At 49.4% G+C, this 22,683-nt stretch carries 24 protein-coding genes and 1 other annotated feature; all 24 genes read right to left on the bottom strand.

Going from position 1 to position 22,683, the window contains the following annotated elements; translation table 11 throughout:
- Positions 1-361 precede the first annotated feature (361 nt).
- Positions 362-1,948, bottom strand: coding sequence for a LysM peptidoglycan-binding domain-containing protein (locus AC1VOR_RS18040; protein ID WP_482619809.1), 1,587 nt, complete (start codon positions 1,946-1,948; stop codon positions 362-364).
- Positions 1,949-2,115: 167 nt separating this feature from the next.
- Positions 2,116-2,997, bottom strand: coding sequence for a branched-chain-amino-acid transaminase (ilvE, locus tag AC1VOR_RS18035; RefSeq protein WP_482619807.1), 882 nt, complete (start codon positions 2,995-2,997; stop codon positions 2,116-2,118).
- On the bottom strand, positions 2,973-3,896 hold the full coding sequence (pheA, locus tag AC1VOR_RS18030; protein WP_482619805.1) for a prephenate dehydratase: 924 nt from the start codon (positions 3,894-3,896) through the stop codon (positions 2,973-2,975). The genes ilvE and pheA overlap by 25 nt, the downstream gene beginning before the upstream one ends.
- Positions 3,893-4,867 carry a homoserine kinase gene (gene thrB, locus AC1VOR_RS18025; protein ID WP_482619803.1) on the bottom strand — a complete coding sequence of 325 codons (975 nt, stop codon included), beginning with the start codon at positions 4,865-4,867 and terminating at the stop codon, positions 3,893-3,895. The genes pheA and thrB overlap by 4 nt, the downstream gene beginning before the upstream one ends.
- Positions 4,864-5,934: a threonine synthase gene (gene thrC / locus AC1VOR_RS18020; RefSeq protein ID WP_482619801.1), complete on the bottom strand. Its 1,071-nt coding sequence runs from the start codon at positions 5,932-5,934 to the stop codon at positions 4,864-4,866. The genes thrB and thrC overlap by 4 nt, the downstream gene beginning before the upstream one ends.
- Positions 5,935-5,985: 51 nt before the next feature.
- Positions 5,986-7,272: a homoserine dehydrogenase gene (locus tag AC1VOR_RS18015; RefSeq protein WP_482619799.1), complete on the bottom strand. Its 1,287-nt coding sequence runs from the start codon at positions 7,270-7,272 to the stop codon at positions 5,986-5,988.
- Positions 7,273-7,373: 101 nt separating this feature from the next.
- Complete coding sequence (locus tag AC1VOR_RS18010; protein WP_059049660.1) at positions 7,374-7,811, bottom strand: ACT domain-containing protein; 438 nt, start codon at positions 7,809-7,811, stop codon at positions 7,374-7,376.
- Between the two features lie 123 nt (positions 7,812-7,934).
- Complete coding sequence (obgE, locus tag AC1VOR_RS18005) at positions 7,935-9,248, bottom strand: GTPase ObgE (RefSeq protein ID WP_482619797.1); 1,314 nt, start codon at positions 9,246-9,248, stop codon at positions 7,935-7,937.
- Entirely contained in the window at positions 9,239-10,003 is a 765-nt protein-coding gene (locus tag AC1VOR_RS18000; protein WP_482619795.1) for a Spo0B domain-containing protein, read from the bottom strand. Before AC1VOR_RS18000 ends, obgE begins: the two co-directional genes overlap by 10 nt.
- A gap of 146 nt (positions 10,004-10,149) precedes the next feature.
- On the bottom strand, positions 10,150-10,461 hold the full coding sequence (rpmA, locus tag AC1VOR_RS17995; RefSeq protein ID WP_059049657.1) for a 50S ribosomal protein L27: 312 nt from the start codon (positions 10,459-10,461) through the stop codon (positions 10,150-10,152).
- Positions 10,462-10,479: 18 nt separating this feature from the next.
- Entirely contained in the window at positions 10,480-10,812 is a 333-nt protein-coding gene (locus tag AC1VOR_RS17990; protein ID WP_482619793.1) for a ribosomal-processing cysteine protease Prp, read from the bottom strand.
- Positions 10,813-10,826: 14 nt separating this feature from the next.
- A complete protein-coding gene (rplU, locus tag AC1VOR_RS17985; protein ID WP_482619792.1) occupies positions 10,827-11,138 on the bottom strand; it encodes a 50S ribosomal protein L21 in 312 nt (103 codons plus the stop codon).
- A gap of 13 nt (positions 11,139-11,151) precedes the next feature.
- Positions 11,152-11,241 (bottom strand) — a sequence feature (ribosomal protein L21 leader region).
- A 55-nt stretch (positions 11,242-11,296) separates the two neighbouring features.
- Complete coding sequence (locus AC1VOR_RS17980; protein WP_482619791.1) at positions 11,297-12,484, bottom strand: Rne/Rng family ribonuclease; 1,188 nt, start codon at positions 12,482-12,484, stop codon at positions 11,297-11,299.
- 81 nt (positions 12,485-12,565) lie between these two features.
- The gene (locus AC1VOR_RS17975; RefSeq protein WP_482619789.1) at positions 12,566-13,423 is read right to left on the bottom strand and encodes a M50 family metallopeptidase; all 858 of its coding nucleotides are present in this window, start codon (positions 13,421-13,423) and stop codon (positions 12,566-12,568) included.
- The gene (locus AC1VOR_RS17970) at positions 13,416-14,315 is read right to left on the bottom strand and encodes a peptidoglycan DD-metalloendopeptidase family protein (protein ID WP_482619787.1); all 900 of its coding nucleotides are present in this window, start codon (positions 14,313-14,315) and stop codon (positions 13,416-13,418) included. Before AC1VOR_RS17970 ends, AC1VOR_RS17975 begins: the two co-directional genes overlap by 8 nt.
- A gap of 151 nt (positions 14,316-14,466) precedes the next feature.
- Positions 14,467-15,612: an FtsW/RodA/SpoVE family cell cycle protein gene (locus AC1VOR_RS17965; protein WP_482619785.1), complete on the bottom strand. Its 1,146-nt coding sequence runs from the start codon at positions 15,610-15,612 to the stop codon at positions 14,467-14,469.
- A 3-nt stretch (positions 15,613-15,615) separates the two neighbouring features.
- Positions 15,616-16,413: a septum site-determining protein MinD gene (gene minD / locus AC1VOR_RS17960; RefSeq protein ID WP_482619784.1), complete on the bottom strand. Its 798-nt coding sequence runs from the start codon at positions 16,411-16,413 to the stop codon at positions 15,616-15,618.
- Between the two features lie 3 nt (positions 16,414-16,416).
- Positions 16,417-17,076, bottom strand: coding sequence for a septum site-determining protein MinC (minC, locus tag AC1VOR_RS17955; RefSeq protein ID WP_482619782.1), 660 nt, complete (start codon positions 17,074-17,076; stop codon positions 16,417-16,419).
- A 79-nt stretch (positions 17,077-17,155) separates the two neighbouring features.
- The gene (mreD, locus tag AC1VOR_RS17950; protein WP_482619780.1) at positions 17,156-17,686 is read right to left on the bottom strand and encodes a rod shape-determining protein MreD; all 531 of its coding nucleotides are present in this window, start codon (positions 17,684-17,686) and stop codon (positions 17,156-17,158) included.
- A complete protein-coding gene (gene mreC / locus AC1VOR_RS17945; protein ID WP_482619779.1) occupies positions 17,683-18,561 on the bottom strand; it encodes a rod shape-determining protein MreC in 879 nt (292 codons plus the stop codon). The genes mreD and mreC overlap by 4 nt, the downstream gene beginning before the upstream one ends.
- Positions 18,562-18,672: 111 nt before the next feature.
- Complete coding sequence (locus AC1VOR_RS17940; RefSeq protein WP_059049648.1) at positions 18,673-19,707, bottom strand: rod shape-determining protein; 1,035 nt, start codon at positions 19,705-19,707, stop codon at positions 18,673-18,675.
- A 39-nt stretch (positions 19,708-19,746) separates the two neighbouring features.
- On the bottom strand, positions 19,747-20,442 hold the full coding sequence (radC, locus tag AC1VOR_RS17935; protein ID WP_482619777.1) for a RadC family protein: 696 nt from the start codon (positions 20,440-20,442) through the stop codon (positions 19,747-19,749).
- A gap of 67 nt (positions 20,443-20,509) precedes the next feature.
- The gene (locus tag AC1VOR_RS17930; protein WP_482619775.1) at positions 20,510-21,112 is read right to left on the bottom strand and encodes a Maf family protein; all 603 of its coding nucleotides are present in this window, start codon (positions 21,110-21,112) and stop codon (positions 20,510-20,512) included.
- Between the two features lie 175 nt (positions 21,113-21,287).
- A complete protein-coding gene (locus tag AC1VOR_RS17925; RefSeq protein WP_482619774.1) occupies positions 21,288-22,445 on the bottom strand; it encodes an SPOR domain-containing protein in 1,158 nt (385 codons plus the stop codon).
- Positions 22,446-22,683: the final 238 nt, after the last annotated feature.

Below are 22,683 nucleotides of genomic sequence, written 5' to 3'. Positions count from 1 at the left end.
ACTTGCTGACGAGAACTTTCGTTCTCTGTATTTCTTACTCACTCGTTGTTCAGTTTTCAAAGATCAACTTGCTTTTTACTCACCACCGCGTTTCAGCGGCGACTTAAATAATATAACACGCTGGGTTTTAAATAGCAAGCAGTTTTTTTGAAAATAATTTAATAGCTTGTATTCCCTAAGCACACCCAGAAATGACTCCCAACCTCTACGAACAGAATAGGTAGATTGGGACATTCAATATATCATAATATTTCAATCTGCTCAAGCGGTTTAGCAGCAAAAAATGCTATATCTCAACTAAAGTATAACTCGAAAAAGCGAGGGCATCCCAAGATACCCTCGCTTTACTGGATTTACTAGCTTAACTGTTAATCCAAGGGTTATGCCGTGTCGAAGCTTTTGTGGAGCGCGAAGTGTGGTTGCGAGACCCGGATGTGTCTCTGCCCGATTTTCCCCGGTTCCCTTTAGCAGAAGGACCTCCCGAGATTTTAACATTTTTCTTCGTCTGCGACTTCGCCTTCCCTGCTGGTTGATGATCCGGCTCTCTCTTTAAGTTACCCTTCAAATTCTCAGAGGCAACATACTCTCCTTTTAAGGGCTTGTTGGCTATAGGAGCCTGATTGGCCATCCCTGCATACGGAGCATTATTATACCCTGGCATCACTGCTCCATAAGGAGATACATACCCCGGGCCAGGCTGCCATCCCATGGTGTGCGGATATGCCATATTCCCGTAGGCTTCCGGAGATACGTACTGGGGAGAGACACTATACGGACTATAACCATGAACCGGACTCCCCTTCATTTCCTGATAAGCACCTCCCAGGTCGGGAGCCTGTGGTAACGGGGCATTAGCATTTGATATTCCTGGATAGTTGACGTCCATTGCAGGTAATGTTGCGGGTTGTTGCATATAGGGAACATTGTCATAAAATACTGGTTCAGCAGCAACGGGATACTGATAAAAAGGATGGTAGGTTTCAGGCTGGTAATTGTACGGTGTGGACCCTGAGCAACCACAAGGAGATGGGGCATACCCCATTGCAGGGAGCACAGAGGCTGGCTGCTCCATCGCGTAGTGTGGCATCGGCGGATTAGGGTAGGCGGACGGGTATAGCGACGACTGCGCCACCGGTTCTCCCTTCATGGGCCCATATCCATATGGATTAAATGTGGCTGGCTCGCCTTTCATGGGCATGTTGGCATAAGGATTAATTGTGGCTGGTTCGCCCTTCATCGGCATATTAGCATAGGGATTATATGCGATAGGTTCGCTTTTCATGGCTTCTCCCTTAAGGGCTTCCCCTTTAAGCGATTCCCCCTTCATGGGCGCGTACTTGACTGGCTCGAATTTAGCCGTCTCATATTTGATTTGTTCAACCTCAACCTTGATTTCCATAGGCACCTTCTTTGGCGGCTCTACATGGATCGGCTGCTCCTTGGGTTTTTCCTGTACAGGAAGAGTCTTTGGTTTCTCCTCCTTAACTGGCTTGGGAGCGGTCATTTCCGGCTTCACGTCAGTGGGTACCTTCTTGATAGGAGCGGTATTTTTCTTCCCTCCAGCCCCAGGCAGAGTTCCTGGATTCTCGTGGGAGGCACCACCTCCCGAACCTCCTGATGCTGACGGAATATTGACGACCTCTCCAATCTTCAGCTTGTTCGGATCGCTTAATTGCGGATTGGCCGTGATCAGGGCTTGTAACGGCAGTCCCCATGCTTTTGACAATTTGAACAGCGTATCCCCTTGCTTCACAACATGCTTGTAGACATTTCCCGTCTCCCCGCCAATCGTTACAGCTACGGCCGGAATTTTCACCTTGTCGCCAATGTTTAACTGGTCCGGGTTTGCCAGTTGCGGATTGGCTTCAATCAGTTTCTGGAGGGGCACGTTATACTTTTTTGACAGTTCAAATAAAGTATCGCCCTGTTTGACAATGTGGATTTTCACGCGATAAAAACCTCCTAGGTTTCTTCTCCGGTACGTGATGTTCGCCCGGGGCCCATTTATTACATCCTATGCAGTTGCCCGGTTTTTGACATCCCGCAAAATAAAAAATCCTATCTCCCTCTCATAATAGAAAGGAAAATAGGATGGATGTAACAGATAGGTCGTCGTTATTGCCAAACTTTCAGGCCATCTTGATCCACGATCGCCCGGAACTCTTCCAATAGCTGCAGCGTGATTGGCCCGGCGTGACCTTCACCAATAATACGGCCGTCTACTTCACGTACGGCAATAACTTCCGCAGCCGTCCCTGTCAGGAACACTTCATCCGCCACATATACATCATGAAGCGTAAATGGTTGCTCTTGAAGACTATAGCCTTTTTGACGACAAATCTCCATGATCGCCTGACGAGTGATGCCGTCCAAAGCACCCAAGTAGCATGGAGGTGTCGTGATAACTCCATTTTTGATGATAAAGATGTTATCCCCCGAGCCCTCAGTCACATAACCTTGTCCATTCAGCATAATGGCTTCACCGGCGCCAGAGAGATTGGATTGAATCTTCACCAATATATTATTGAGGTAATTCAGCGATTTAATTTTTGGGTTGAGCGCATCCGGGATGTTCCGCCGTGTCGATACAGAAACGGTCTTGAGTCCCGTCTTATAGGCTTCCTCTGAATAAATGGCCAACTGTTCTACGATGATAATCACAGATGCTTTAGGGCAGCGATTCGGATCAAGTCCGAGGTTACCCGCCCCGCGCGAGACGATCAAACGGATGTATCCGTCACGCAGTTCATTACGACGCAACGTCTCAACCAACGCATCTTCCATTTCCTGATAAGATAGCGGGATATTTAGCATGATCGATTTGGCCGAATCATAAAGGCGGTCCAAGTGCTCTTTGCATTTAAAGATATTTCCATTGTAGATACGGATACCTTCAAAAATCCCGTCCCCGTACAAAAAGCCGTGATCATACACGGAGACCTTTGCTTGATCCTTGGTTACGAATTGTCCATCTAAATAAATCCATTGCTCTGCCATGTCTTTGACACCTCCGCTTTTTGTTCCCCAGGTGGTAGGCTAGGATAACTCCCCAGCACACGCACCTGACATCCTAATGCTTCAATTTCCTTGATTGCCGAACTCAGCAGCACGGAATCCAGAGACTCCAACACGTCCATGATGAAGTAGTAATTACCCAATCTTTTCTTGGTTGGACGCGATTCAATCCGGGTCAAGTTCAGTTTGCGCCAGGCAAATGCCGACAATACCTGATGCAGCGCGCCCGGGTAATCCTCAGGCAACGTGACCTGCACACTTGTCTTGCTCTGGGCTCCAGTTGTGGTCCGTACCTCAAACGGCTTAGGGCCAATAAGTACAAACCGGGTAAAATTGTTATCATGGTCTGTCACCCGGCTAGCCAGGATATCAAGTCCATGTCGCTGTGCCCCAAGTCCTGTACCGATCGCCGTCCAGCCTTGCCCGGGATTTCGCATGACCCATTCTACAGCTTCCGAAGTGCTTCCAACGTGTTCCAGTTCTGCCTCCGGCATATGCGAGCGGATAAACTGCAAGCACTGTGCCATAGCCACTGGATGCGAAAATACCTTCATCACCTTACTATAATCCACAGCATCGGTATGGTCCGCAGAGATAAACTCTTCCTTCCGTCCAATCAAATTCTGTATAGAAGGATATACCCACTCCACTTGCATCGGAATGTCCACTTCATGGACAAGCCAATCCATATGCAAGCTCACGGAGCCTTCAATGGTATTCTCCATCGGAATCACGCTGTAGTCGCTCTTGCCCGTGGCGGTAGCCAAGAATACATCGGAGATTTGCTTGAAATGCAGCAACTCCGCTGGTTCGTCGCCAAGCAGGTGCAGCGCCGCTTCATGGGACACCGACCCTGCTGGCAGCAGTGCTATTCGCTTCATGTCCTGACTTCCCCTTTGATGTAATCCCAAAATGAACTTTCCTTATCCATAGTAAGCTCCACAGCCCCATGTGTGCAAGATTTTAACCACATCAACTTTGCAGGGACGCCTTGCTCGCCTAATGTATTTAACAAAAAGTTCTCCAGCCGCTTGCTCTCATCCTTAGTACGCTTTGCATCCACCAAGCACAGCAACGTTGGTCCCGCGCCGCTTAAGGCTGCTCCAAGTGCTCCGTGATCAACGGCCTCCGCTAAGATCCGGGCCATGCCTGGAACCAGTGCCGCCCTGTAGGGCTGATGCAGCCGGTCCTGCATAGCTGCCGATATCAAATCCAGTCGACCAGCCGACAATGCCGCTATCAACAGAGAAGCGCGGCTGACATTATACACCGCATCCTGCAAGGTAACTTGCTTCGGCAACGCGTCTCGCGCTTTGGAAGTAGACAATTGAAATTCTGGAATAGCCACCAGTACATCCAAATCTTGTGGCGGTTCAATTCGCAACACATCCGCATGGTTGCCATCCCAGGCTGCCGTAATGATTCCGCCGTAGAGGGAAGCCCCTACATTGTCGGGATGCTTCTCCAAAGCGGTTGCCATATCGAACAGTTTGGCTTGATCCAGAGGTTCACCGATCAGCAGGTTGGCTGCAAACAGCGCTCCGACGATTGCCGAAGCGCTGCTGCCTAGTCCACGTGTAAGCGGGATGTTGGAGTACATCGAAATTTCCAACTCCGGTACGGCTACTCCCGCCTCCGTAAATACCAACTGTGCAACCTGATAAATCAAATTGTTCTTGTCCTTCGGCAGACCCTTCAAATCATCACCATAAAGGTGAAATACCGTCTTGTCTGCCGGCTTGAGTTCAAGCCAAGAGTAGAGAGATAGCGCCATCCCCAAGGTATCGAATCCCGGTCCAAGGTTAGCGGTGCTCGCAGGCACCTTCACCCGGACGCCTTCCCGGCGAATCATGCCTGCGCTCCCCGCAACTTGCTAATGGCCTCCATTACCGCAGCTTCTGTATCCTGTACGACCAGTGGTTCGCTGCCAATACTCTTAATAGCAATATTCGGATCTTTCAGGCCATGGCCAGTCAATACGCACACAACCGTCTCGCCACCTTGGAAATAACCTTCCCGATGCAGCTTGTATACACCGGCAATCGAAGCAGCCGAAGCCGGCTCTGCAAAGATACCTTCCTTAGCCGCAATGGTCCGGTAAGCATTCAGGATCTCTTCATCTGTAACATAATTGATTTGTCCGCCGGACTCCTCCGCTGCTGCTACGGCTGTCTTCCAGCTTGCCGGATTGCCAATGCGAATCGCTGTAGCAATCGTTTCCGGTTCAAGGATTCGCTCACCCTTGACAATAGCCATGGCTCCTTCGGCCTCAAAACCGACCATCCGTGGTAAGGACGCTGATTTGCCACGTTCATGATATTCTTTGAACCCTTTCCAATAAGCCGAGATGTTGCCTGCGTTCCCTACCGGAATAGCCAACACGTCCGGCGCTTTGCCTAATTGATCGCACACCTCAAAGGCTGCCGTCTTCTGACCTTCAATACGGTAAGGATTCACTGAGTTGACCAGCGTAATCGGATGTTTGGCCGTGATATCCCGTACAATCTCCAGAGCACGGTCAAAGTTCCCTTCAATGGCAATCACCTTTGCACCATAAATCATCGCTTGAGCCAATTTCCCGAGCGCGATATTGTTGTTTGGAATAAGTACGATGCAATCAATCCCTGCACGAGCGGCATAAGCTGCGGCTGCTGCCGAGGTATTCCCGGTGGACGCACACATCACAGTTGTGCTGCCTTCCTCAATAGCTTTGGCAACAGCCATCACCATACCACGGTCCTTAAATGAACCGGTCGGATTCAGCCCTTCGTATTTGAAATACAGGTCCAGCCCCAACTCCTGCGACAGATTCTCTGCCCGAACCAGTGGGGTATTGCCTTCCTGTAGGGTAAGCTTCGGGGTATTGCTATTGACGGGCAAATATTCCTTGTACGTTTCCAATAGTCCGAGATATCTCATGCATATAAACTCCTTTTATCTGAAATGTGTATTTCCGTGTCTGATTGCAACTTACCCTTCAACGCGATAGACGCTTTTGATCCGGTGGATGACATCCAGTGATTCGAAATGATGGATTACCTTCTCCAGACTGGCTTTGCTGGCACGATGGGTGACAATCATAATCTCGGCTCCAGCCAGATTGGTATTTGGTGTCTGAACAACCGAGTCCAGGCTCACCTCATATTCGGCAAATACCTGGGTAATCTGAGCCAGTACGCCTGCCTTGTCATCCACATGCAACAGCAGGAAGTTCTTGTACGCAACTTGGTCATCTGTTTTCAGCTTTTTCGTTTTGTAGGGAACGATGGCTTTCAGTCCGTTAACCCCAAGCTTGAGGTTCTTGACCACGGCGACCAGATCGGCCACAACTGACGTTGCCGTCGGCATTTCGCCGGCACCGGCACCATAGAACATCGTCTCGCCCACCGCTTCACCATACACATAGACGGCATTGAATACTCCATGCACCGCTGCAATCGGATGTGTCTTCTTGACCATGGTCGGCTGTACAGTGATACTGAACTCATCGTCTTGCTGTTCTGCAATCCCCAGCAGCTTCATTTCGTAGCCAAGCTTTTTCGCGTACAAAATATCTTCCTTCGATACAGAGGAAATCCCCCGTACCTGCACATCACTCAGTTCCACATTCGTACGGAAGCCCAAGGTACCAAGAATGGCCATCTTCCGGGCCGCATCCAGCCCTTCCACGTCGGAAGTAGGATCAGATTCGGCATAGCCAAGCTGCTGCGCTTCCTTCAGCACATCCTCGTAGGAGGCTCCTTCCTGGCTCATTTTGCTCAAAATATAATTGGTTGTACCGTTGACAATCCCCATAATCCTTACAATTCGGTCCGAAGAGAACCCCTCGATAAGCGTACGGATGATGGGAATACCACCGGCAACGCTTGCTTCATAGAATACATCGCATTGATGCTCAAGCGCCTTGGCTAAAATCTCCGAGCCGTAGAGCGCCATCAAATCCTTGTTGGCAGTCACAATGTGCTTGCCACGCTCCAGCGCCTCCAATATATATGCCTTGGTCTGCTCAACGCCTCCCATCACTTCGACGATCACATCGATATCAGGATGGCGAATGACCTCCCAAGGGTCCTCCGTCAATTTGCTAGAATCCACATAAATACTGCGGGATTTCTCTACATTTCTGACGGCAATTTTCTCAATTAGAATCGGCGAACCAACTTGACTTGCCAGGTCCTCCTGATGACCTTCCAAAATCCGAACGACTCCGGTTCCTACCGTACCCAGTCCAAGCAAACCCACCTTCACAGGCTTCACTGCTGTCCCCTCCTCATATCCAAGTGCGGGTATGTTTCCCTCTTGGTGTTTGTTTCTATCTTTCTCCTCACAATTCCAAATCACCTATTTTCCAACCATGGTCAGCCCTGACCCACAATTTGCGTTCGGCGTACCCCGGGAACGCTTTGCAGCGATTGCAGCATTTCATCCAGTTCCTCCGTTAGCCTGGAGGTCTCTACAGAAATGACCACATTCGCTTTTCCCTGTAATGGAATACTCTGATTGATCGTCAGCACATTCCCTCCTGAACCGGCAATCAACGCGAGCACTTTCGATAATATGCCCGAGCGATGCTCCAAATCGAAGGAAATGGTCACAATGCTCTCCCGCTCGATTTGGTTCAGTTGATGGATGCCATCCTTGTATTTATAAAAGGCACTTCGGCTTAAGCCTACCTGTGCCACAGCCTCATGGACTGTTCTGGCCTCACCGGCTGCCAGCAACTGCTTCACCTGGAGTGTCTTTACTACCGCTTCAGGCAAAATATCCTCTCGTACCAAATAATAATGCTCTTTCACAATCGTCCGCTCCTTAGAGACTTTTGTTTTCATATAGTGGACATTATAACGGAAAGATCAACATCCGGCAATGGTTTTTGCCCTATCTATAACAAGAAAAGCACCCTATAGGTGCTCCTCCTGTTAATAATAGTAACTGCTGCCCTCTACAAATTCGAATTCGAAATCGCCGATTCGAACCGGGGTGCCGTCTTTGGCGCCGCGTTTGCGCAGTTCCTCGTCGACTCCCATATGTCGCAATGTCCGAGCCAGCTTCAGGATGGCATCATGCGAATTCAACTGCATCCGTTTCATCATGCGTTCAATTTTCACACTTTCCACCACAAACGTCTCGTTCTCACGCTTGATTGTGAAGCTGTCGTCCACATCCTGTTCCAACTTATACACCTTGCGTTCCGGAATCTCCGTCAGTTCTTCAATGGCCGGAGCTTCTGGAATTTGATCAAGCAGATCAGCAACACGGTACAATAATTCTTGCACGCCTTGCCGAGTTAAAGAAGAGATAGGCATAATCTCCAAATCACCGCGCACTTTGGCTACTTCCTCCCGGAATTTCTCCAAATTCTCGGCAGATTCCGGCATGTCCATTTTATTAGCAGCCACGATCTGCGGACGATTCTCCAGATCGGCATTGTATTGTCTAAGCTCATCATTGATCTTCTGCCAGTCGTCGAAAGGATCGCGTCCTTCCGATCCAGCCATGTCCACCACATGGATAATCAGGCGGGTACGCTCCACATGTCGCAGGAATTCATGTCCCAAGCCTACGCCTTCATGAGCTCCTTCAATCAGACCTGGCAAATCGGCCATGACAAAGTTACGGCCTTCTCCGACTTCAACTACGCCCAAATTCGGAGTAATCGTCGTAAAATGATAGGCGCCAATCTTGGGGGTAGCTGCTGATACGACCGACAGCAACGTTGATTTCCCAACGCTAGGGAAGCCTACCAATCCAACGTCAGCCATAACCTTCAGTTCCAGCACAACCCAACGCTCCTGGCCTTCCTCGCCGTGCTCCGCTAATTCTGGTGCCGTATTATTGGCCGTTGCAAACCGAGTGTTGCCGCGACCTCCGCGGCCTCCGCGGGCAATAGTGACCTGTTGTCCGTGCCGAGTCAAATCCGCTAGCACTTCCTGCGTGTCATCATCAATTACGATCGTTCCTGGTGGAACCCTTACGATCATATTCTCGGCGTTAGCACCATGCTGGCTCTTATTGCGTCCCTTCACGCCGCGCTCCGCTTTGAAATGCCGTTGATAGCGGAAATCCATCAGCGTTCTCAGGCCCTCATCAACGCGAAAGATCACGTCACCGCCTTTACCGCCATCCCCACCGGCAGGTCCACCTTCCGGTACATACTTCTCGCGGCGAAAGGCAACGATTCCATCGCCTCCGTCACCGCCCTTAACATAAATCTTCGCTTTATCTACAAACATGCATTCACCTCATTCATTTTTCCGCAAGCCATTCGCAGTCTCAGGGAGCTATTCTCCGAGTCCAATTGTTCGGCACGAATTCGCCCCGCCGTCATCCATCCGCCCATATGCTGCCCAAGCAGTTCACGATTTCCCGCTGCCCCCAATTGATCAAACCGGACGACAACCTCTTCGTCCTCAAGGTACAGCAGCATCTTGAGCTGTAAGGTCTCGCCCCAGGAAGAACGCCCACTGTACTGAAACGCCCGTACCGTTTCCATAATGGCCTCTGTCAGTTCCTCCGCATCCGCTTCCGTCAATAAAGTCCCCAATTGCAGGTCATCCGCAATATCAACCTCCAATTGTACAGAACTATTCACCTCACGGAAGGATTGCAGATAGAACACCAAGGACGGAATGCCAAGCCGGGAAATTTTACTCTCCACAGCCATGCGTCCTTTTATTCTTTCCACGCAGTCAACCAGTTTATCAATTTTCCGCAATTGGATATATCCGTACAAAATCTGCAAGTCGTTCATCCAATCGTGCCGATGATGACCTAATGTTGCTGTGGCCGTACGTTGCACCGACGCCAGCAGTTGCTTGCGCTGGGTCTCGGCCTGCTTGCGAATATGTCTGACATAGGCCCAAAATGCGATAAGCAGACTCCCAAATAGCAAGACCTGTCCTATCGGCGATCTCAGATAATACACAATAGCCAGGCAGACCAGTGCCAACAGCACAAACATCGCCCGCACCATGAACCGATGTTTCATATTTTCCCCGTTCCTCTAACAAATTGATCAGGTTATTGACCCCGATATCACTACCAAGTATAGCATAAACCTGTCCGAATATCGCTCTCGTCATTCAAAAAAAGAAAGCCCCGGCACCAAAAGTGCCAGGGCTTTCGTATAAGCTCTTAAGCTTCGACTGCAGCCGCTACTGGAGCGACTTCCACAGGGTAGACGCTCACTTTTTTGCGATCGCGACCCCAACGCTCGAATTTCACAACGCCGTCAACTTTCGCGAACAACGTGTCATCCGAACCGATACCTACGTTCGTACCTGGATGAATCTTCGTACCACGTTGACGAACAAGGATGCTTCCGCCTGTAACCGTTTGACCGTCAGCACGTTTCACGCCAAGGCGTTTCGCGATGCTGTCACGTCCGTTCTTTGTGGAACCTACACCCTTCTTGGATGCAAATAACTGGAGATCCAATTTCAACATTATAGTCTACCTCCTTCTTCAAATATTTAATTCCTGTATCTGAATATACTTACCGTATGTTTCTTGAATACCCTTCAGCATAACAACAAGTGAAGCAAGCAGCAATTGCGCTTGTTCTCTGGCTTCAAGCTCTGTATCCTGCGGAAGACTCGCACTTAGAAAGCCGTTCTTCATGCTGGAGTCCATCACGATTCCCGTCAACGTCTCAACCGAGTTAACCGTACCTACGGTAACCGCCGATACGCCAGCGCACACAATGTCCTTACCAGCTTTGGCATAGCCCGCATGACCTTCAACCTTGAAACCTGAAATGCTGTTATCTGCAAGGCGCAATATGGAAACGATAATCAAATTACCGCACCTTCTTACGCTTGGATTTTCTCGATGGTTACTTTTGTGTAAGGTTGACGATGACCTTGTTTTTTGTGGTAGTTCTTCTTCGGCTTGTATTTGTAAACGACGACCTTTTGGCCTTTGCCGTGTTTTTCGACTTTCGCCGTTACACTTGCGCCGGATACCAATGGAGCTCCCGTTACCAAACCTTCGCCTTTGGATACTGCCAATACACGGTCGAACGTCACGCTAGTGCCGTCTTCTGCGTTCAATTTCTCGATGTAGAGTACATCGCCTTCTTGAACACGGTATTGCTTACCGCCAGTTTCAATGATTGCGTACATTTGCTTGCACCTCCTCATGTCTCAGACTCGCCTGATTCAGGTGCCGTAAGAACCCTAAAGTTCAGCGGACTTGTCAACCCGATCGGAGCGGTTACAGCATGTGCACAAGCTAACGCATGACACATACCTTAATATACTATCACGGAGCACTCAGAAAATCAACCAGTAATTGTAGTCTCCTCACGCATACGCTTGCGCGTCATCTCCAGCAAGCCAAGTCTTGTCCAACCGAGGATATGGTGCTGGGTACGATCGCTATACATGGCTTGCTCCAGTCGTTCGCATACAGCCGTACGGTGAGTGTCGGTGTCCATGTCAATAAAGTCCGCAATAATAATTCCGCCGGTGTCCCGTAGCCGAATCAGCCGGGCCATTTCCTCCGCGGCCTCCAGATTTGTCTGGAACACGGTATCCTCCAAACTGGAACCACCCGTAAATTTTCCAGTGTTCACATCAATAACCGTCAGAGCCTCCGTCGTATCCCAGACAAGGTAGCCTCCTCCCGGCAACCATATCTTCCGTTGGAAATCCCTCTCTAGCTGCGGCTTGACATCATAATGTTCAAATACCGAAGCTTCGCCCTCATAAATAATAATGTCAGGCGATTCTCCGGGCAGCATCCCCTGCAAGAAGGTCAAGGCTTCCTCCGCCTGCTCCGGGCTATCCATAATCAGTTCATCCGTCTCCGGACTATAAGCATCGCGCATCAGACGCTGAATCATACTGAGATCATGATGCAGCGTGACGGGAGCAGTAAGCTGCTCAGCCTTGTCCAAAATGGAGGCCCACTGATTGCGTAGCAGTAACAAATCCTCCGCAATGGATTTAACGTCTTCCTCCTCCGCAACCGTACGCAGGATCAACCCTTCCTCTTCAGTCCGCAGTTCCTCACCAATCGAGCGCAAGCGTTGCTTCTCCGCTTCACGGCTGATTTTCTTGGATACCGCCACATAACCCGAGGTCGGCATATACACAATCCAACGTCCGGGGAGTGAGTAATGGGTCGTCACCCTTGCCCCCTTGTTCCCTATGGCCTCTTTGACAACCTGAACCACCAGCTCTTGTCCGGGCCTGAGCAGTTCTGCAATCGAGGGCTTGGGTTTGGGCTGCTTCTCCAGATGGGGATGCATTACATCATCAATATAAAGAAATGCGTTTTTCTTCAATCCGATATCAACAAATGCTGCCTGCATGCCAGGAATCACATTAACTACTTTGCCCTTCATAAAGCTGCCAACCAGGCCTCTATGCTGAGAACGCTCCACCGCATACTCCACCAGTTTGCCGTCTTCCAGAAGCGCCATCTCGGTAGAGCCGGGCTCGCAGTGAACAATCATCCTTTTCATGATCTCACCCTTCATACGTTCGTCATCTTTGGAAGTGCGGCGAACAACATATCCGTTATATTATAACATGACTTTCTTGCTTCAAGCACCCGAACCTCCCTGTAAGAAAGAGGAAATCACTCTCTGTTCCGGGACGACCGCAACGATATGTCCCCGTGGGTTCATCACATAGATAAAGTGATACTTTTCCCTTCTAAACAAACGTAAAATATGGTCCAAAGGTTGCGTTCTCTCAGCGACAATCGGTTGGGCTAAAGTCCCGGTCAGCAGATGCCTGGCAAAGCGCTGGTCCCGATTCATCAGGAATCGCAAAAAACGGTAAGGAATATTCCGGTAATCTACGATATTGGAATAGAGCAGAAACAGGCCAATCAATAGCAAATTAAGCTGTATTCCCCCGGCTTCAAATAAAAGAGGAAGCACGGAATAAACAACGACCAGTATACTGAACACCAGGCTAATTCGGTATGACCAAATCAAGGTGGCATGGTAAGGCAAGATCATGCTGCACAAGGCCTGGCAGACCTTTCCTCCGTCCAGAGGCAAAATAGGCAACAAATTGAACAAAGCGATAAGTAAATTGCTGGTGATAAAATAACTTAGGAAGGGCCCGTCCCACCATCCGACAGCATGAAGCAGCAGGGAGGCGGCAACCAACAAGATGTTTTGTAATGGGCCCGCCAAGGCCACGATGATTTCCCGTACCGCTGTAATATCACCTGCTTCTTCCATAACAGCTACTCCGCCGAAGGGAAGAAGTTCAACAGACAAGACCTTGATGCCGAAGAGGCGTGCCGCCAGGACATGCCCCATTTCATGAATAAAGACGATACTGAACAAGGCCAGTAGTTCAAGAAAATGACCTGTTAGCACCGAAGTCATCATCAATATGACAAAGAAGGGATGGAAGGACAACTTCATGCCGCCGCATCTAATCAAGCGGCACCACATCCGCCGGGTCGATATAGCGATCCTCTTTTTTGAGCGCAAAATAGAGCGTTGGCCGTGGAGATTGGACAAATTGCGGCAAAGCGCCCAGCACATCCCCACCTTCCAGCCAATCCCCTTTGTCCACAGAAATATGGTCCAGACGCCCATAGATAGATACGTATCCGCCAGCATGCTGAACGGTGACCGTTAGTCCGGTCAAGGCATCGTTCGCCACAGCCAGCACTCTCCCCGTTTCAATGCTTCTGACTTGGACCGCTCCTGCGCTACGCACTGTGTCGGGAACAATCTCTACCCCCTTCAAGCTGAGGGCAAACGGCCCAGCCAGACTGCCCTCTAGCGGAGGGGTGAACCCGCTCTGTGCCCCTACCTTAAGGCTATCCTCTTCATGAGTTTCGAATATAGGAATAAACGACGGGGCTCCGCCGAAATGACTTGTGTACCATGTCTCTATGGCCTTGAAATCCATCTCTTCTGTAAGCGACTGCGCAACAAAGACACGAATGGGTGTCGCCCATGAAGGCTCATAATGATGCATTCCCCAGAAGCCGGCAAACAACATAGCGCTGATCATCAAACGGGCGAACAGTGCGCTCCAAATAGAAGATTTGGGACCAGACCCATCCGGTCCCAAGTCCGCTCGATCACCATACGCGCCAGCATAGGGAGCCTGCCAACGGCCCTGTCCCTGCTTCCATAACAGCTCCGGATCACGCTCTATGCCCTCCCCCGATTCTGTAGCACCCAGTCGTTCAAAATAGGAGGCTGTGGATCTATCCGAAATCTTGCCCTGCTGGGGGGACGGCAACTTCACTTGTCCTTGCATCGTTAACTCGCGAATTCGCTGCTCTCTTCGCTTCCTTACATTGGTTTTAACATCCATCACTAATCCCTCCGGTCGCTTCGCCACAGCGTGTCCCGTCAAACGGGGCCTGTACTTATACTTATGAGCTACCGGATTGGATTATGAACAAGCCAGGTCAAGCCAATGCCCAAACAGCGCAAAAAAACCGATGCCTATGCATCGGTCCCGTTTAATTCACCTTATATTTTTCCTGATGCAGCTTAATACTGAACACCAGCCCAATACATAACATATTAATTAGCAGAGAGGTCCCACCGTAGCTGATGAACGGTAGTGTTATACCTGTAATCGGCATGAGGCCAATCATCATCCCCACATTTTCGAAGATCTGAAACAGAAACATGGCTACAATGCCAATGATTACATAAGCCCCTCGTTTATCTATGCAATGCAGGGCAATCAGAATCATTCGGTAGATAAATAGAAAATAAAGCAGCAACAGCAGTGAAGAACCAACAAACCCAAACTCTTCGCCAATCACGACGAAAATGGAGTCAGAGTAAGGGTAAGGAATAAACTTCTTATTTTTCAGTTCACCCTTCATGTAGCCATCGCCAAGCAGTCCACCTGAGCCAATCGCTATCTTCGCATAGTTCGACTGATGTTTGTCATCGCTAGAGGCCTGGTCCGGATTAATAAAGGTGTTAATCCGTTGATACCAGTGTAGCTTTTGATGCTTGGTAAGATAGTCCTGAATCTCCGTGTTGTAGGCATTGAACAACGTCACCGCCAAAATCAAAGCAGCTACCGCCGCCGTCAAGGCAATCAGAACATGACTGTACCTTGCATTGCCGATCCAGAGCATACCCACTAGAACCACAAGATAGATAATGGCATTCCCCAAATCAGGTTGAATCAGAACGAGAAAGAAAGGGAGCAGCGTCACCAAGGTAATGGGTATGATATCGCGGCGAAATTGCAGGGGCTTTCCTTGTTTTTTGCCCAGAAGGTAGGCCGTAGTCACAATAAGAATCACCTTAACCAACTCGGCAGGTTGAAATTGCAGCCCACCGATGCGAAACCAACTGCGGGCGCCATTTATTTCCGGAGCAAACAGGTAGACCAGCACCAGCAACACACAACCGGCACCGTAGAAATACCAACTAAAGCGCAGCAAGGTGCGGTAGTCGACCAATGCTACGCTAAAGACAACGATAAACCCCAGGACATAGAACAGAAGCGTCTTGATATCGTAGTTATGAAATTCCGATTCGTAAGGAGCGATGGCGCTGCGCACCAGCAAGGTACTGAAGAGCATAAACAGCCCCAGGATGCTCACCATCAGCCAGTCCAGTTTTTTGAGCTTGAACAGCAACGATTATCCACCCATTCCAAAAAGCTTCTTAAAGCGCGTGAACACGCTCTTCTTCTGATCCATGAGCATCAGAGGCACCGTATCACCTAAAATTCGTCTTGCAATGTTACGGTAAGCGATCGCAGCGGGTGAATCCGGGTTCATCACCGTAGGTTCTCCGGTATTTGCGGCCTTAATGACCTTCTCATCGTCGGGTACAATACCGATCAAATCGATGTTGAGAACTTGTAAGATGCCCTCAATATCCAGCATATCTCCGGATTTCATCATATTAATCTTGATCCGATTGACCACCAGCTTGGGCGAATCAATATGCGAGCTTTCCAGCAAACCGATGATCCGGTCAGCATCACGAACAGCCGCATGTTCCGGGGTCGTCACCACAATAGCCCGGTCAGCTCCGGAAATGGCATTTTTGAAGCCCTGCTCAATCCCTGCCGGACAGTCGATAATGACATATTCGAATTCTTTCTTTAATTCCAGAATAATATCCTTTACCTGCTCAGGCGTAATTGAATTTTTGTCTTTCGTTTGCGCCGCTGGCAACATATAAAGCTCTTCAAACCGCTTGTCCTTCACCAGAGCCTGATTCAGGCGGCAACGGCCTTCGGCAACATCAATCAGATCATAAATGATACGATTCTCCAGCCCCATGACCACATCCAAGTTACGCAGGCCAATATCCGTGTCTACCAAGCAAACTTTCTTCCCGAGCAGCGCCAATGCTGTACCGATGTTAGCCGAGGTCGTCGTCTTGCCGACGCCGCCTTTGCCAGACGTTATTACGATAGCTTCTCCCATGATTCACACCCCTCTAAACACATTGAAATCCGGTCTGACCCGGGTTACGTTCGTAATCTTGTCAATCTGCATCTTCCCGTCCTGTAAATAAGCAAACTCCATGCTCGTCTCCCGGTTCTCCCATTCATCCGGAGGCCGGCTAATCGTCTCCGCGATTCGCAACTGAGTTGGGGATAGATATGATGCCGCGATAATTGATTTATCATCGCCTTCAAGCCCTGCATGCGCCATTCCCCTAAGCGCACCTAAGATTAAAATATCGCCCGTAGAACGAATCAACCCGCCGGGGTTGACGTCTCCGACGAACAATAGATGACCTTCATGATGCAGCACCTGACCCGAACGGACAATTCCCGCAATGGTTGTCATCCCATTTGCCGAACTATCTTGGACAATCTCCGGCATCTCAAAGGAACGGACCAGCAGATTGCCCTTTTGCTTCAATATATCAAGTATCATGTCTTTCTGGTCTTCGGTGACGATACGCATGCCCAGCTTCACATCGATATGAATGATTGGACCGGTCAAAATATTTTGATGACTAAACTCCAATTTATATTTAAGTTCTTCCAGCAGACTTGAGAATTCACATTGATCGTCCAGCAGGAAAACCAGGCCATCCTTAATGCCTTTGATCGTCACGTGGTTGGATTTCACTGTCATTAGCCTGTCCCTCCCTCCTAATCAATTCGTTCCAGAGCGGGAAAGTTCCTGCTTGCGACAAGGAAAACTGCACGGTTTGTCAAGCCGCCTCATCGGGAGACCGTCTACGGGTGATGATTTCCAACTGCCGTCGTAGCGGCACATAAATAGCCAGCGCAAAAATAAACTGCACAAATACATTAGGAATAATGTGATTTGTTAAAGCCCAGGTGTACGGCTGGTGAGTCAATTCAAATAGCGAATAGGTACCAAACAGAATGGAATCCAGCAACAGACTTCCGAGCAGAACGATGATCATCATCAAGGGAAGCGGCGCACGCTGTGAGCGGGATAACAATCCCAGCAAGTAGCCGGACAAGCCCATGGCAAAAGAATAAGTTCCAATCAAGGCTCCATAGAATACGATATCATGAAGGATGCCAAATGTCAGGCCCAAGACAAGTCCCGTATGTCGGTGTTCATAAACGGAGAAATACAAAATGATTACATAAACAAGATGCGGAGTAATACGGGTTTGCCATGCTCCCGGTACCAGCCAAGGAATAAGGGTGCCCTCCAGAATAAACAAGACAAAAACGAGCAGCAACAGAATTATTTTACGCTTACTCACTCTTCTTCACCTTCCGGCTGAAACACAATAAACAATTCCTTCCAGTCGGTGAAGTTTGCGGCAGGTTCTACCGTAGCAGTATAAGTAAGACCATATTCGCCAACTTGAATGCTCTTCACCTTGCCGATAACCATACCACGCGGGAATACGCCACCGATCCCGGAAGAAACAACAATATCTTCTTCTTTTAAAGGAGTAGCGTCTTCAATTCTCGTCATCAGGAACATGTCCTGCTCCTGATCGAATGTCTCAATCATCCCGAATACATCATTTTCTTTGCCCTGAGCAGTTACGGCGATACCGTTGGAATTCGGATCGCGAGCATCCATAGAGGTCACCAGCTTGACGGTAGACGTAAAGTTGCTAACGTGGCTAATCACGCCCACCAGTCCCTTATCCGAGGTAACAGCCATCCCTTCTTTTACGCCTTCTCTGGCTCCCAAGTTTAACACAATGGTACGATTCACCGGATCATCATTCACACTAATGACCTGAGCAATCTTCCAGGTGTAGTCGTACAGCTGCTTCTGTACCTCTGTAAAATCAAGCTTCTCTTTTAATCTCTCATTCTCCTGAGCGATCCAGTTATAGGTTGCTTTATCCCGGGTGTAATGGGCTAGAGCAATTTTTAATTGCTCATTCTCCTCCTGCAACGCTTTGAGGTTCGCGATATCTTCAAACAAGCCCGCTACAAAGCTAGCGGGCTTGTAGAACACGTATTGGACAAAACCCACCGTGTCTTTGACAAATTTCTCAGGCCAAGACAAGGAGGTTCTTGGTCCCAAGGTAAAACCCATTACCGCAATAAATAAAATGAGTCCCATCAACAAAATAAACAATCTTTTGTTGCCAAGCAGCTTAAACAGTGTTAGCACCCTCCAACCTTACATATTTCACTCAAAAAAAACGGCATAGGCCGCCCACAAGAGCTTGCTCTTTCAGGACGGCGCCGCTTTATTCATCAGGGTGCCTTCCTCCATGCGAAATTATCGTTTGGAACGAAGGGCGGAACTACTTTTCGCCTTAAATAAATGGATATTATCGAGCGCCCGTCCCGTACCAATGGCCACACAATCAAGCGGGTTCTCAGCTACGATTACCGGCATACCCGTTTCGCTGGCCAGCAATTTATCCAAATTGCGAAGCAAAGCTCCTCCGCCAGTTAATACAATTCCTCGATCCATAATGTCTGCAGCAAGCTCGGGTGGACATTTCTCAAGAGTAACCTTCACAGCGTCCACAATAGCCCCTACCGTATCACTCAAAGCATCAGATATTTCGTCTGAAGTAATTGTAATCGTCTTCGGCAACCCGCTCACCAGGTCACGCCCACGAATCTCCATAGTCTCTACCTGCTCCAGAGCCAGTGCGGAGCCAATATCCATCTTGAGTTGCTCAGAGGTACGTTCCCCGATCATCAAATTGTACTGACGCTTGATATATTGGATGATGGCTTCATCCATTTCATCACCTGCAACGCGAACAGATCGACTGGTTACGATACCGCCCAGCGAAATCACCGCCACCTCTGTCGTACCACCGCCGATGTCTACTACCATACTTCCGGTAGGCTCCCAGACCGGAAGGTCTGCCCCGATAGCTGCAGCGAAAGGCTCTTCAATGGTATAAGCTTCTCGCGCCCCGGCCTGCTTGGTCGCATCCTCTACAGCACGCTGCTCGACTGCCGTAATTCCCGACGGAACGCAAACCATTACGTTCGGATGGCGTTGAAACAACGAGCGTTGCTTTTGTGCCTGTCTGATAAAGTATTTAATCATAGTTGCCGTTGTATCGAAATCAGCAATGACACCATCCTTCATCGGCCGGATCGCCCGGATATTGCCCGGAGTTCTCCCGATCATCTTCTTGGCCGATTCACCGACAGCCACAATGCTCTTGGTGTCCGTATGAATCGCAACCACCGAAGGCTCGCGAACGATAATGCCCTTACCTCTAATATATACCAACGTATTTGCTGTTCCCAAATCAATTCCTAAGTCTTTCGTAAAGCCACCCAACATGCTGTTTTCTTCCTTTCCTTCTGTATCTGAACTATTATATTACATCAAGCCCTGCTCCTTCAAACTGACGAACTTCCCGTCTCCGATCACAATATGATCGAGAACATCGATTCCCACGATTTCTCCGGCTTCGCAGAGCCGTCTGGTCAACTGGATATCCTCTGGACTAGGCGTCGGATCCCCGCTTGGATGGTTATGTGCACATACAATCGAAGCACTACTGCACTTAATCGCGGCACGAAATACCTCCCGAGGATGTACGATGGAAGCATTCAAACTTCCGATGGAAAGCGTCTCCTGAGCAATGATATGATTTTTGGTATTTAGAAAAAGACATACAAAATGCTCTTGCTGCAAATAACGCAATTGTTCCATCAGCAGTTCAGCCACATTCTGTGGACTGCGGATGGTTTCCGCCTCCGGTAGCCTTGTCTTGGCCAGACGGCGACCTAGCTCGATCCCCGCCTTGAGTTGTATGGCCTTGGCTGGGCCGATCCCTTTCGTATGAAGCATTTCATCGAGACTCAGATCCACCAGACCGCGAAGACCTCCAGCCGCAGTTAACATGCGTTGTGCGATATGTATCGCTGATTCCTTCCTCGTACCTGTGCGAACCAGAATTGCCAGCAACTCAGCATGGCTAAGCGCTCCTGCGCCGTATTGCAGCATTCTTTCCCGTGGACGCTCCTCTGCAGGAAGATCCCGCAACATATGCATATAAGGAACCTGTTCCATAAATATTCCCTCGCTTCCGAATGTTTAGTTCGGAAGGATATGCTTTATCACTTCCACTACCCGTCGTTTACAACACGGAGATGCCAAAATCGTTCAACATATCCACAAGCAACGAGATAGGCAATCCCACCACATTGAAGTAACAACCTTCAATATGGGTAACCATTGTTGCGCCAAGTCCCTGTATAGCGTAGGCCCCGGCCTTATCCAAGCCTTCTCCACTACGAGCATAGGCTTGAATCTGCGCTTCGTTTAAAGCTTTCATTGTGACTGTGGTTGAGCGGTAATCAACCTTATACGTCCCCGTGGATGCATCCATACAGGCAACGCCGGTATATACCGTGTGACTTCTTCCTTGTAAGCTGCGAAGCATGTCCGCCGCTTCCGTCTGTGCACGGGGCTTGCCTAGCACAACCCCATCCCTAACAACGATGGTATCGCTCCCTACAATAACTCCATGGCGTCTGGAGGGTTCCAGCGTGAGCCGAACAGCCTCCGCCTTGCGTGCGGCCAGTTCCTTGACCATCCGGTCTGGAGACCAATCTGCCGGAGTAGATTCATCGGCATGACTGGGCATAACCTCAAACGGAAGGCTTAAGGCTGCCATTAATTCTTGCCTCCGAGGCGAGCTCGATGCGAGAATAATCTGAGGCAAGTTTGCTGCTTCCAATGCCGGTCTCTCCTTCGTAAAGACGTTTCATAGACAGAATGGTTACAACTTATCCGCCTTCATACTCGCCATATTTTGACACTAACCTATTATATGATTAATTCGGCCCCCGGTGCAAACACAAAAAAGACAGAGGAAACGATTTCCAGTCCCCTGTCTTCTTCCCGCAATCCCTTTATTCAAGCCCTTTCGCAACCAGTGATTGCTCGGCCAGGATAAAACGCATCATTTCATTTTGAACTTCCCATAGCAGCGTCTTGGCCCCACTCTTGTCGTATTCTCCCATGGCCTCTACCGCACCATTCATGGCCTTCTCCATCTCACTAATGTGCAGAGTCTGGTCCTCAGCCCATTTGCCGCGAATAGCAGATACGCTTTCTGTCCATAACTGATGTTGTTGTTCCAGCAGCAACTGATCCTCCGCACCAAGCGTCCTCTGCTCGGCATCTGTCAGCAAGGAAGCAGATGCAGAGCTTAGCAAGGCTGTTAACTCGCTGCTATGTTTCAAAAAAGTCTCCAGGTTGTCCGGATTTCCAGAGAATTCAACATCGAGCACCTGCGGAAGCACAATTTCATGCAGAATTAAATGCACTCCTGCCGCCTTTAATTGTCCGCTCAGTAGCTTCGACTGCTCACGATCTGTCGAGACCCCGGCATATACCCGCTTCTCATCCACGGTGTCCCTGGCAGCCGCCACTCCCGCTGTCCGTAGCTCCTCTTGAGCAAGCTCTACGCCGTTAGCCGAGCTAAATACGCCATATTGCAGGAAGTAGTAAGTTTGCTCCGGAAGATTCACGCTGATTTGCGGTATCACGTCCTCACTTGACTTGCCAGCTTCATCTATCAATCCCATGACAGGAAGAACGGCGTCTTCACTCACTTTCGTCTGTGAGGTTCCGGTTCCCAGGCCGGGAATAGGCAGCGGCATCTCCTGATTAAATAGCGACAACACCACGAAGCCAAATAATGCTCCGGTTACAATTGCCCCCGTTAGCGAGCCCGCTACCTTCCACCATGAGGTTCGGCTAGGACGAGAGTAATGCGACTCCCGCCATCCCTCCTCATCTTCAGGCAACAAGTCTAGACGCTCTCGCTCTCGTTCCCGTCCATCTGGAAATACGGTTAACCCCATGCCCGTATAATCCGTAAACGGATCACCCCATTCCTCTACCGTCTCTACAGCCCGGTATTGAGATGCGGGAGGGGCTTCTGGTTCCACCGGCGGTCTCCTGCCAAATGGCACTACCTTATCCTCTCCCGGGTCCTTCTTCTGAACTGGCCTGAATTCCCGGCCTTCGTCATCAAACCGGAATGTCATCTTGGCTTTGTTCACATCTGCACGCTCCTTGTCCACTCATCTAGAAATACCATATGAGTATTCGGGTTGTTATATGTCATGCATCAGCAACCTTTGGACGAGCAATTTGTATATTCTTATTCTTACGTACAGAATAGTTCAATTTTTAACTTGCCTGCTTCCTTGATCCAGACGTATCCTTATTATATTAGGAAGAAAAAAATTTCCCACATCATTACAAAAGAACTGCGGTGTCCTCTATGAAAGGCATAAA

The sequence above is a fragment of the Paenibacillus sp. 1SOY10 genome (assembly GCF_056836745.1).
This window is presented reverse-complemented; position numbering and strand designations above follow the sequence as displayed.

Excerpts from the sequence above, each read along its gene's own strand:
- ilvE (WP_482619807.1), bottom strand. The coding sequence starts at position 2,997 with ATGGCAGAGCAATGGATTTATTTAGATGGACAATTCGTAACCAAGGAT.
- pheA (WP_482619805.1), bottom strand. The coding sequence starts at position 3,896 with ATGAAGCGAATAGCACTGCTGCCAGCAGGGTCGGTGTCCCATGAAGCG.
- thrB (WP_482619803.1), bottom strand. The coding sequence starts at position 4,867 with ATGATTCGCCGGGAAGGCGTCCGGGTGAAGGTGCCTGCGAGCACCGCT.
- thrC (WP_482619801.1), bottom strand. The coding sequence starts at position 5,934 with ATGAGATATCTCGGACTATTGGAAACGTACAAGGAATATTTGCCCGTC.
- obgE (WP_482619797.1), bottom strand. The coding sequence starts at position 9,248 with ATGTTTGTAGATAAAGCGAAGATTTATGTTAAGGGCGGTGACGGAGGC.
- AC1VOR_RS18000 (WP_482619795.1), bottom strand. The coding sequence starts at position 10,003 with ATGAAACATCGGTTCATGGTGCGGGCGATGTTTGTGCTGTTGGCACTG.
- rpmA (WP_059049657.1), bottom strand. The coding sequence starts at position 10,461 with ATGTTGAAATTGGATCTCCAGTTATTTGCATCCAAGAAGGGTGTAGGT.
- rplU (WP_482619792.1), bottom strand. The coding sequence starts at position 11,138 with ATGTACGCAATCATTGAAACTGGCGGTAAGCAATACCGTGTTCAAGAA.
- AC1VOR_RS17980 (WP_482619791.1), bottom strand. The coding sequence starts at position 12,484 with ATGAAAAGGATGATTGTTCACTGCGAGCCCGGCTCTACCGAGATGGCG.
- AC1VOR_RS17970 (WP_482619787.1), bottom strand. The coding sequence starts at position 14,315 with ATGGATGTTAAAACCAATGTAAGGAAGCGAAGAGAGCAGCGAATTCGC.
- minD (WP_482619784.1), bottom strand. The coding sequence starts at position 16,413 with ATGGGAGAAGCTATCGTAATAACGTCTGGCAAAGGCGGCGTCGGCAAG.
- minC (WP_482619782.1), bottom strand. The coding sequence starts at position 17,076 with ATGACAGTGAAATCCAACCACGTGACGATCAAAGGCATTAAGGATGGC.
- AC1VOR_RS17940 (WP_059049648.1), bottom strand. The coding sequence starts at position 19,707 with ATGTTGGGTGGCTTTACGAAAGACTTAGGAATTGATTTGGGAACAGCA.
- radC (WP_482619777.1), bottom strand. The coding sequence starts at position 20,442 with ATGGAACAGGTTCCTTATATGCATATGTTGCGGGATCTTCCTGCAGAG.